Origin of the sequence: Micromonospora sp. M61 (assembly GCF_018070245.1) — a bacterium.
Taxonomy (GTDB): Bacteria; Actinomycetota; Actinomycetes; order Mycobacteriales; family Micromonosporaceae; genus Micromonospora; species Micromonospora zamorensis.
Window position 1 is genome coordinate 1 of the sequence record NZ_JAGPYA010000111.1, and the last position, 9123, is coordinate 9123.

The 9123-nt window shown below is 72.3% G+C and carries 12 protein-coding genes; 6 read left to right on the top strand and 6 right to left on the bottom strand.

The window, feature by feature from the left end; genetic code table 11:
• Both KBX34_RS32295 and KBX34_RS32300 read right to left on the bottom strand, forming a co-directional pair.
• A partial coding sequence (locus KBX34_RS32295; RefSeq protein ID WP_210928884.1) for an FAD-binding protein occupies nucleotides 1-1238 on the bottom strand: 1238 nt, incomplete at its 3' end.
• The gene (locus KBX34_RS32300; RefSeq protein WP_210928885.1) at nucleotides 1235-2005 is read right to left on the bottom strand and encodes a hypothetical protein; all 771 of its coding nucleotides are present in this window, start codon (nucleotides 2003-2005) and stop codon (nucleotides 1235-1237) included. The genes KBX34_RS32300 and KBX34_RS32295, both read right to left, overlap by 4 nt.
• A 101-nt stretch (nucleotides 2006-2106) precedes the next feature.
• Between KBX34_RS32300 and KBX34_RS32305 the strand changes: the two genes are divergently transcribed.
• Nucleotides 2107-2535: a hypothetical protein gene (locus KBX34_RS32305; RefSeq protein WP_210928887.1), complete on the top strand. Its 429-nt coding sequence runs from the start codon at nucleotides 2107-2109 to the stop codon at nucleotides 2533-2535.
• A 59-nt stretch (nucleotides 2536-2594) separates the two neighbouring features.
• Here the strand turns inward: KBX34_RS32305 and KBX34_RS32310 are convergent, their stop codons facing one another.
• Entirely contained in the window at nucleotides 2595-3524 is a 930-nt protein-coding gene (locus KBX34_RS32310) for an LLM class F420-dependent oxidoreductase (protein WP_210928889.1), read from the bottom strand.
• Between the two features lie 98 nt (nucleotides 3525-3622).
• On the opposite strand from KBX34_RS32310, the gene KBX34_RS32315 reads away from it, so the two are divergent.
• Together KBX34_RS32315 and KBX34_RS32320 are read left to right on the top strand one after the other, a co-directional pair.
• The gene (locus KBX34_RS32315) at nucleotides 3623-3934 is read left to right on the top strand and encodes a helix-turn-helix transcriptional regulator (protein WP_088949605.1); all 312 of its coding nucleotides are present in this window, start codon (nucleotides 3623-3625) and stop codon (nucleotides 3932-3934) included.
• Nucleotides 3935-4465 carry an SRPBCC family protein gene (locus KBX34_RS32320; RefSeq protein WP_210928891.1) on the top strand — a complete coding sequence of 177 codons (531 nt, stop codon included), beginning with the start codon at nucleotides 3935-3937 and terminating at the stop codon, nucleotides 4463-4465. It abuts the gene before it with no gap.
• 46 nt (nucleotides 4466-4511) lie between these two features.
• Here the strand turns inward: KBX34_RS32320 and KBX34_RS32325 are convergent, their stop codons facing one another.
• Complete coding sequence (locus KBX34_RS32325) at nucleotides 4512-5549, bottom strand: hypothetical protein (protein WP_210928893.1); 1038 nt, start codon at nucleotides 5547-5549, stop codon at nucleotides 4512-4514.
• A complete protein-coding gene (locus KBX34_RS32330; protein WP_088949608.1) occupies nucleotides 5549-5818 on the bottom strand; it encodes a hypothetical protein in 270 nt (89 codons plus the stop codon). Before KBX34_RS32330 ends, KBX34_RS32325 begins: the two co-directional genes overlap by 1 nt.
• Before the next feature lie 479 nt (nucleotides 5819-6297).
• Between KBX34_RS32330 and KBX34_RS32335 the strand changes: the two genes are divergently transcribed.
• The 3 genes from KBX34_RS32335 (at nucleotide 6298) to KBX34_RS32345 (ending at nucleotide 8512) form a co-directional block, all read left to right on the top strand.
• Nucleotides 6298-6750 (top strand): GNAT family N-acetyltransferase, encoded by a 453-nt coding sequence (locus KBX34_RS32335; protein WP_210928895.1) that lies wholly within the window; start codon nucleotides 6298-6300, stop codon nucleotides 6748-6750.
• 9 nt (nucleotides 6751-6759) lie between these two features.
• Nucleotides 6760-7239, top strand: coding sequence for a hypothetical protein (locus KBX34_RS32340; protein WP_210928897.1), 480 nt, complete (start codon nucleotides 6760-6762; stop codon nucleotides 7237-7239).
• A gap of 76 nt (nucleotides 7240-7315) precedes the next feature.
• Nucleotides 7316-8512, top strand: a complete 1197-nt coding sequence (locus KBX34_RS32345) for an MFS transporter (protein ID WP_210928899.1) — start codon at nucleotides 7316-7318, stop codon at nucleotides 8510-8512.
• A gap of 11 nt (nucleotides 8513-8523) precedes the next feature.
• Here KBX34_RS32345 and KBX34_RS32350 read toward each other — a convergent pair whose 3' ends face one another.
• Nucleotides 8524-9120 (bottom strand): HD domain-containing protein, encoded by a 597-nt coding sequence (locus tag KBX34_RS32350; RefSeq protein WP_210928900.1) that lies wholly within the window; start codon nucleotides 9118-9120, stop codon nucleotides 8524-8526.
• Nucleotides 9121-9123: the final 3 nt, after the last annotated feature.

The window sequence follows — 9123 nt, forward strand, 5'->3', positions numbered from 1 at the left end:
GTGCCGGTCGGGTCCAGATGACGCAGCAGGGCGGCGAAGTCGGCGTGCCTCGGATAGCGGGCGGCCAGCTCCGCCGGGTCGGTGACGAAGACCTTGCCCCAGTGCGGGCGGGGCGCGAACGGTGCCAGGCGCTCCTCCACCTGGGCCACCACCGGCAGCACCGCCGCGGTGTCGTCGACCCAGGTGAAGTGCAGTACGAAGCTGTCCCGCTGGTGGTTCGGGCTGAGCCACAGCTCGTCCGCCGCCACGGTACGCAGCTCGGACACCAGCAGCACCGGGGCGATCAGGTGCGCCACGTCGTCCAGTGCGGCGAGTGCGTCGGCTGCCGCCGTCCGTGGCACGTGGTACTCGGACTGGAGCTCGTCACCGCTGCTCGGAGTGAAGCCGAGCTTGAAGTGCGGCAGCCGCTCGTGCCACGGGCCCGGCTCGCCGAGCTGCGGGGTGCAGTTCTCCACCGGCATTCCGAGCACCGGGTGCCGGGGCGCGTCGGCCGCGGTGGTGCCCAGCCAGTCCGCCGGGGGTGGCGGCTGGTCCGCCACCTGCTTGCGCCACACCTCGCGCAGCCGGGGGGAACGGAAGTCAGTGAAGACACTCACGCTGTACGCGGAGCCGAGCGCCTCGTCCAGCGCCTCCCGGTCGAGGTCGAGCCGCACGTACTGGCGCAGCTCGAAGGTCGGCACCACGTCCAGGGTGACCAGGGTTACCAGGCCCAGCGCGCCGAGCCCGACCACCATGCCGGCGAACGTGTCGGCGTCGCGGTCGACCCGCAGCAGGTCGCCGTCGGCGGTGACCAACTCCAGGCCGGCGACCGCGCTGGCCAGGTTGCCGTGGGTCTGGCCGGAGCCGTGGGTGGCGGTGGCCACCGCCCCGGCCACCGAGATGTGCGGCAGCGACGCGAGGTTGGCCAGCGCGTACCCCTGGGTGTGCAGGTGCCGGGCGAGGTCGCCGTAGCGCATCGCGCCACTGACCGTGACCTGCCCGCGCTCGCGGTCCAGGTCGACGACCGGGGGCAGCCCGGCGAGGGTGACCAGGTCGCCGTCGGTGTCGCCGAAGCGGTTGAAGGAGTGCCCGCTGCCCACCGCCCGGATCCGGCTGCTGCCGGCGACCAGCCGGCGCAGCTCGTCCACGGAGGTGGGGCGGTGGAACGCCCGAGCGGCGTACCGCACGTTGCCGGCCCAGTTGCGGCGCGGGACGTCGACCGCGGTGGTCGACGTGGCGTGCTCTCCCTGGGCGGTCATGTGGCGGTCTCCCGATCGGTGGACTGGTGGTCGGCCAACGCGGCGACGAGGGCGTCCAGAACCGTATCCGTCTGGAACGTGCTGTAGCCACGCTGGGCGACCGGCAGGCCGGCCGCGCACACGCGTTCGATCTCGCCCCGGGCCGCCTGCCTGGTCTGCGCGTCGCCGGAAACCAGGGCGTCCTGGCCGCGCCGGATCAGCTGGTCGACCCGGTCCATCCGGTAGCCACGCAGGCCGACCGGAAGGTCCGGGGTGGCGAAGGCGGCGCGGCGCAGCGCGGCCAGGTCGACGAAACGACCTCCGGCATAGCGGGTGAGCGCGGCCGACACCTGCTCGGGCTGCTCGCGAACCTGGTCGAGGACGAGCAACTCGATGGCCGGGCGGCCGTCGAGCGGGTGGCGGGCGGTCACCGGCTCAAGCGTCACGCCCGGCACAGGCACCAGCAGCAGTCGCGGTGGTGCCGAGTAGCCGGCGCGTCGGGGCGGGTCGTCGAGGACCAGCGCGTCGACCTCGGCCCACGGGATCTCCCGGCGCAGGCCGGGCCGCCGGATGCTGACACCTTCGGCGTCGATCCGGAACCGGAACGGCCGCAGTGCGCTGACCAGCGCCAGGCAGCCGAGCACGACGGCTCCCACCGCGATGATCGTCCGTAGCAGGGCGCCGTCGCTGGGGTAGACCAACAAGAGCACTCCGCCGAGTACGCACACCAGGGCGAGCGCACGGGCTCCCCGATTCCGGCGCAGTTCCACGCTCGGACCCCCGTTCATGACCGTGGCGTCGGTCCCAGCATTTTCCGCCAAACCCGGCACCGGGGACACCGGTCGATCGGGCACGGTTGTTCTCGTCATCGTCGGGGAACCCTACGCTCATGAGCAGCTACCGTGATCCGGCCCCGCGAGGCGACGTCTTCCCCTCCGAGGAGGAACTGGACCCCACCGGCACCGGGGTCGAGCAGGCCAGCGCGCCAGCGGCCGGCGGTTTGCCGAGTCACCCGGCGCCGACGCCTGGCCCTCGCCCCACACCGGCGCCCGCGCCGGCCCCGACACCGGTGCCGGCACCGGGGCCGCCGCCGCGCACGCCCGGTGCCGGCCCGCAGTCGATCGTGACCCGACACCTGGACGGCTCGGTGGAGGTGGTCACCGACCTCGACGGCGACGGTGTCGCCGACGTCGTCCAGATCGACGTGGACGGCGACGGGATCCCCGACATCACCTATGTGGACAGTGATGGGGACGGGCGGCTGGACACCGTGCTGGGCGACCCGGACGCGGTCACGACGGGCGCCCACCGGGCCTGACCGGCAGCGCCGTCCCACGGCCACCCGGCCGAGCGCCGTCCCACGGCCACCCGGCCGACTCAGAGCTTCGCCATCACCTCGCTGGCGACGAACTCCAGGTGCTCCAGGTCGCCGAGGTCCAGCACCTGGAGGTAGATCCGCTCGCTGCCGATCTTTGCGTACCGGCCGATGGTGTCCAGGACCTCGGCGGGGGTCCCGGCCAGACCGTTGGCCCGCAGTTCGTCGGGGTCGCGCCCGATGGCGGCAGCCCGGCGGGCCACCTCGGCGTCGTCCCGCCCACAGCACAGCACCAGGGCGTTGGACCAGACCATCCCGGCGGGGTCCCGGCCGATCTCGGCGCACGCCGCGCGGACCCGGTCGAACTGCGCCGCCGTGTCCGGCACCGAGGCGAACGGCAGGTTGAACTCGTCGGCGTAGCGGGCGGCCAGCCGAGGAGTGCGCTTCGGGCCCGTCCCGCCGAGCAGGATCGGTGGGCGCGGCTGCTGCACGGGCTTGGGCAACGCGGGCGAGTCCTGGACCGGGTAGTACCGACCGGCGTGATCGAACCGCTCGCCGGTCGGCGTGGACCACAGCCCGGTGATCACCGCGAGCTGTTCCTCGAGGCGGTCGAACCGCTCTGCCAGCGGCGGGAACGGGATGCCGTACGCGGTGTGCTCCTCGGCGTACCAGCCGGTGCCGATGCCCAGCTCCACCCGGCCGCCGCTCATCTGGTCGACCTGCGCCACCGTGATCGCCAGCGGGCCGGGCAGCCGGAAGGTCGCGGCGGTCATCAACGTGCCGAGCCGGATGCGGCTGGTGTCGCGGGCCAGCCCGGCCAGCGTGGTCCACGCGTCGGTGGGGCCGGGCTCGCCGCTCGCCGCACCCATCATCAGGTAGTGGTCGGACCGGAAGAACGCGCCGTAGCCAGCGTCCTCGGCGCAGCGGGCGACGGCGAGCAACTGGTCGTAGCTGGCGCCCTGCTGGGGTTCGGTGAAGATCCGCAGTTCCATGATCCGAGCATAGGGAGCTGATCGGCGACGCCACGTCGGGACGGAGACTCCTGTCATATGCTTTGACAGTCATATGAAGAACCAGGCATATTAGGCTGGTGTCCACCGATGCCTTCACCGTCCTCGCCGAGCCCACCCGGCGCCGGATCCTCGATCAGCTCCGCGACGCCGAACGCAGCGTCGGCGAGCTGGTGGACGGGCTCGGGGTCAGCCAGCCGGCCGTCTCCAAGCACCTGCGGGTGCTCCGCGACGCCGGCTTCGTCACCTGCCGGACGGCCGCCCGCCAGCGGATCTACCGCCTCGACCCCGGCCCACTGCGGGCGGTCGACGGCTGGCTGGACCCGTACCGCCGGCTCTGGGCCCGGCACCTGGACGCCCTGGAACGGCACCTCGACAGTCAGGAGCAGTGAATGGACCGCGACGCGTTCCGCCCGAGCCCGCCCGCCGAGGTGCGCGCCGAGCCCGCCAACGACGGCGCGACACTGGTCTTCGTCCGCGACCTGCGGCATCCGCCGGCCACCGTCTGGGCGGCCCTGACCGACCCGACCCAGCTCGCGCAGTGGGCGCCGTTCCTCGCCGACCGCGACCTCGGCCACGTCGGCACCGCCGTGCTCACCCTCGTCGACGGCGAGACCACCCAGGAGGACCCGGCGACGGTACGCCGGGCCGAGCCGCCACACCTGCTGGAGTACACCTGGGGCGACGACCTGCTGCGCTGGGAACTCAGCCCGCTGGGCAGCGGCACCCGACTCACTCTGCGGCACACCGTCGCCGACCGGGGCATGCTGCCGATGGTCGCAGCCGGCTGGCACCTCTGCCTCGACGTGGCCGACCGGCTGCTCGACGGCGACCCGGTCGGCCCGATCCGGGGCGCGGAGGCCAGGGACTTCGGTTGGCCCGAGCTGCGCGACGCGTACGCCGAACGGCTTAGTCCGGGCTGACTGGTCTGTCCCGGCGGCCCCGGAGCCCCGGAGCCGCCGGGACCGCTCAGACGTACGGCCGCTTGGCGTACGCCTCTCGCAGCGCGGCCAACCCGACCGCCTTCGGCGTCAGGGTGCCCCAACCGGAGTTGAAGTAGTTGGTCCGCGTGATCCGGGGCCCACGCTCGGCGTTGAGCTGAGCGATCGCCGCCGGCACGGTCGCGATCCAGGCGGCCTGGTTCGGGATCTCCGCCGACCGGACCCCCCACTCCGCGATGATCACGGGACGGGACAGGGCCACCGGGCCGAGATCCGCCACCGCCCAGTCCTTGGGGCGGCGGAACCGGGCCAACGCGGTGTGGCTGGCGTTCGTGGCGTACGCGTTCCACTGGAGATAGTCGAGGCGGGTCATCAGCGACTCCGGGTGCATACGCTGGAAGCAGGCCCGGTCGAAGCCGCCCAGCCCGACCGAGAAGGTCGTCCCGGCGGGCAGGGTCCGCGCCTTGAACCACGTCAGGATGTAGCTCACCGCCTGCACCGCCCGAGCGTCCGACTCGGCCCAGGTGTAGGCCTTGCCGTCCTCGGTGGTCCCGAACTCGTGGTCGGTGTCGAACTCCGAGGCGAGCTGGATGTTCACCCCGAAGCCGAGCGTCCGGTACTGCGACAGGGCGCGGGCGAACAACCCGTCGCACTGTCCGTTGATCACCTGGCCGTACCCGTACGCCCTCGGCCAGGTGGTGCCGGGACGCTGCTGGATGGTCATCGACGGTGCCGGCACCGTGTAGCTGACGCCGTCCACCGCGAAGCTCTGCGGCCCCTGGTTCGGGGCGCCGTAGTGCTTCAACTCCAGGACCATGTTCATCTGCACCCCGGCCTTACCGAGGCTGGTCAGCCAGGGGCGGTTGTAGCCGGGGAACGTGTAGCCGTCGGCGAAACTGCGGTACTGGGTCAGCGACCGGAAGTTGCCGCCGGCCATGTCGGCGGTCGGGTCGGCGCCCCCGGACAGGTAGTAGCCTCCCAGCACCGGCTGGCTCAGGTTGTAGTCGGCGGTGGCCGTCGCGGTGTTCCCGGCGGCGTCGCGGACCTGGACGGTGACCCGGGGCATCACGCCACCGCCCGGTAGACGGCCACGGAACCGTTGTCGGACACCCGGGTCCAGGTACGCCCGGAGTTGTCACTGACGGTCAGGGTGAGTGGGTCGATGACGGCGGTGACCTTCACCGGCGCGCTGCTGTTGCCCTGCGCGTCGGTGACCACGATGGTGACGGTCAGCGGTTTGGTGTCGGCGTCTGAGTAGGTGACGGTCAGCAGCATCTGGTCACCCGGCGCGAAGACGGATGCGTTCAAGGCTGCTGTCGCGGTGGGAGCGGCCATGTCGGGCCCTTTCTGGCTCGGTCGCCAGGCCGGCGCGCGGTTTGGGCGACACCGGACGGCGGGGTCCACAGTGCGAAAGGCCGGCGGGGCGCGGGGACGACAGGCACGGCCGGCGACAGGCGTCGCCTGACTGCCGACGGTGCTGACGTCCTCGTCCCGATGGGCGGAGGCACCGCTGCGGGCGCCCGCAGGGGTGTCGGTGGCAGCCACGGCCTGTGGTACGCGTGACCGGTACGGCATCTGCGCCGTGACCGCCGCGGCGTCGGGGCCGGGCTGGGTGGGGACGGCACCGGTGCGGACGATGTTGTCCCCGCCGGGCCGGAGGCTCTGGGTGTGGCCCGCCACCCGTCTACCTCCACCTGCCCCAAGGGTGCTCTACCAGGGCCTTTACCGTCTTGTCCGGTTTGTTACACCGCCGCCGACAGGGCATCAGCGAAACCGAGTCGATCACCGCTCCGGCGGGCGATAGCTTAATGATCATGGCGGACTGGGAGCTTCGACCGGCTTCGGCAGAGGACGTCGAGGCGGTGGCCGAGTTACGGGCGGTGGTGCTGCGGGCGGATCTGGAGCGGCTGGGGCGCTACGACGAGCAGCGGGTGCGGCAGCGCCTGCGGGACGGGTTCACACCCGCGTACACCTGGGTTGTCGAGGTGGGCGCAGCTTTCGCCGGCTGCGTGGCGCTGCGGCCCGCGGCGGACGCCCACTGGCTGGAGCACTTCTATCTGGCCCCACACCTGCACGGCAGCGGCATCGGGACGGCCGTGCTGCGCGCGCTGCTGGACCGGTGCGACCGCGACGGCACCCGCGTCCGCCTGAACGTGTTGCAGGGCAGCCCCGCCCGACGGTTGTACGAGCGACACGGCTTCACAGTGGAGACCGAGGACCCGATCGACGTGTTCCTGGTGCGCGAGCCCAACCGCATGTCAATGTAACGTTGACACATGACGTCGGAGCTGGCCCGGTTAGCCGAGGTTCGTGCCACCCGCGCCCGCCTCGACGAGCAGGAGTTGGACCTCATCGACCGGGCGCGCCACGACGGCGCGACGTGGGCGCAGATCGCGACGGCACTGGGTCTCGGCAGCCGGCAGGCCGCGGAGCAGCGCCGGCAGCGACTGGTGGCCGCGCGGTGGTCACGCCGCCAGCACCTCGACCTCCGGTTCGCACCACGGATCGTGGCGCTGCGAAACGCCGTTGCCGACCTCGGGCGGTGGATCGCCGCCGATCGCCGCTGGGACGCCCGGTTCGATCGGGCGGGGCTAGTCCGGAGCACGGTGGAGGTCGCCCTGGATGCCGCCCCGGGTTCGCTGTACGCGTTGGCCGAGCATCTCGCCGCCGATCTCGCCGAGGCGGGCGAGCGCGTGCCGGCACCCGTTCGCGCCGCCGCAGCGAAGCTCGACGCGGCACTGTCAACAGTTGATTGACAGAGCCTCGAGAGTCTTGCCCACATGAGACTCAATATTCAGGATGTGAGTCATCTCGGCTCAACCTGGAGGGCTCATGCGGCGCAACGCGGGACTGTTCGTGGCGATCTCCCTGCTGTCCGGCTTCGGCAGCAGCGCCATGACCCTGGTGGCCGGGATCTGGATCCTCGACCTCACCGCCTCCACCGGCCTCGCCGCCCTCGCCGGACTCTGCGTGTACGCCCCGGTCCTCGCTGGCCCGTGGCTGGGCGGTCTGCTCGACCGGGCATCCCGGCGACCCCTGGTCATCGCCGTCAACCTCCTGTTGGCCGCCGCGCTGCTGGCGCTCCTCGCGGTGCGCGGGCCGGGACAGACCTGGCTCATCTTCGCCGTCTCGTGCGCCTACGGCGTCAGCTACGTGCTGATCGACGCGGGTGAGACGGCGCTGCTGCCGTCCGCGCTGTCACCGACGGAACTCGGCGACGTCAACGGCTGGCGCTCCAGCGCGCAGGAGGGCATGAAGCTCATCGCTCCCCTGGCCGGGGCGGGCCTGTACGCATGGCACGGCGGTCACGCGGTCGTCGTGCTCAGCGCGGCCATGCCGGTCCTGGTCGCCACCCTGTACGCGGCGGTGCGCCTGAACAGGACGTCGCACGACCAGCCCGCACCACGGCGAAACGGCCTGCGTACCGGATTGTCGGTCCTGTTCGGACAGCGAGTGACCCAGGTGCCGGTCACGCTCGCGGCCGTGTCGATCGCCATGTCCGGCTTCACGACCGCGGCGGTCTACGCGGTCGTGATCACGGAGCTGCGCCTACCGACGACGTTCCTGGGCGTGCTGGCCAGCGCGCAGGGCGCCGGTTCCATCATCGGCGGACTGATCGTCGGCCGGCTGCTCGCCCGACGCAGTCCCGTTGCCGTCGGCGTCGCCGGGACGGTGCTGTTCGCGCTCGGTCTCCTGGCGCGTTGCCTGCCGTGGTGGCCGGTCACGATCGCGGGGGCGCTGGTCACCGGCGTCGGCCTGCCCTGGACCCTGGTCGCGGCGGTGACCGCCGTGCAGACACACACGCCGTCAGCGCTGCTGGGCCGGGTCTCCGCGACGGCCAACACCGCGATGTTCGGGCCACTCGTGGTGGCGATCCCCCTCGGCGCCGCGGCCGTCCACCTCGGCGCCCGCCCGCCGCTCGTCGCAGCCGTCGTGATCTGTCTGACGGCCGTGGCTGTCACGCACCCCCGCCCAGAGTCCCTCCGGAGCGCCCGTCGGATGGCTGACCGGGATCCCGCGACTCGATGACGGGCAGGGTGTCACCCGGCGCGTACCGGATGGGTTGCCTGGAAGGCCAGCCGGCGGTCCGCGTCGGCGGCGATGTGGTCGAGGATGTCGTCGAGGTCCAGGAACACCGACCACCGCTCGCGGCCGGTGGCCTCGGCCAGCCGGTCCACGAGCAACCCTTCCAGGTCGGTGACCCGCTTTCCCTTCCACACCTTGTCGGCCACGCTGACCAGCAGGTCGTCGACACCGATGCCGTCCTGCTGCCAGGACGCGTGGTCACGCGCGAACCGGGCCAGCGCCTCGGAGACACCATGCCCCAGCAGCAGCTCGTAGCCGGCGGGCTCGTGGGCGGATCCGGGCCCGGACAGCTCCTCCGGGTGCCGGACCTTGCCGATGTCGTGGGTGGCGGCCCCGAAGAGCACCGCATCACGATCGAACGGAAGCTGCGGGAACCTATCCGCCATCGCATCGGTCAGCTGCGCGGCGACGTCGTGCACGGCCCGCAGGTGCGCGGCAAGACGCGGCGGCGCATGCAGGGTCTCCAACAGGGCGACGACCTGGTCGGGCAGGGACCGTAGCGGCGGGTCCGCGGGTGCGGTGAGAGCGCGGCGCAGGGGGTCGGCGGTCACGGC

Bases quoted from the DNA above. Each gene is read 5' to 3' on its own strand.
- KBX34_RS32300 (WP_210928885.1), bottom strand. From the start codon at position 2,005: ATGAACGGGGGTCCGAGCGTGGAACTGCGCCGGAATCGGGGAGCCCGT.
- KBX34_RS32305 (WP_210928887.1), top strand. From the start codon at position 2,107: ATGAGCAGCTACCGTGATCCGGCCCCGCGAGGCGACGTCTTCCCCTCC.
- KBX34_RS32310 (WP_210928889.1), bottom strand. From the start codon at position 3,524: ATGGAACTGCGGATCTTCACCGAACCCCAGCAGGGCGCCAGCTACGAC.
- KBX34_RS32320 (WP_210928891.1), top strand. From the start codon at position 3,935: ATGGACCGCGACGCGTTCCGCCCGAGCCCGCCCGCCGAGGTGCGCGCC.
- KBX34_RS32325 (WP_210928893.1), bottom strand. From the start codon at position 5,549: ATGCCCCGGGTCACCGTCCAGGTCCGCGACGCCGCCGGGAACACCGCG.
- KBX34_RS32330 (WP_088949608.1), bottom strand. From the start codon at position 5,818: ATGGCCGCTCCCACCGCGACAGCAGCCTTGAACGCATCCGTCTTCGCG.
- KBX34_RS32335 (WP_210928895.1), top strand. From the start codon at position 6,298: ATGGCGGACTGGGAGCTTCGACCGGCTTCGGCAGAGGACGTCGAGGCG.
- KBX34_RS32340 (WP_210928897.1), top strand. From the start codon at position 6,760: ATGACGTCGGAGCTGGCCCGGTTAGCCGAGGTTCGTGCCACCCGCGCC.
- KBX34_RS32345 (WP_210928899.1), top strand. From the start codon at position 7,316: ATGCGGCGCAACGCGGGACTGTTCGTGGCGATCTCCCTGCTGTCCGGC.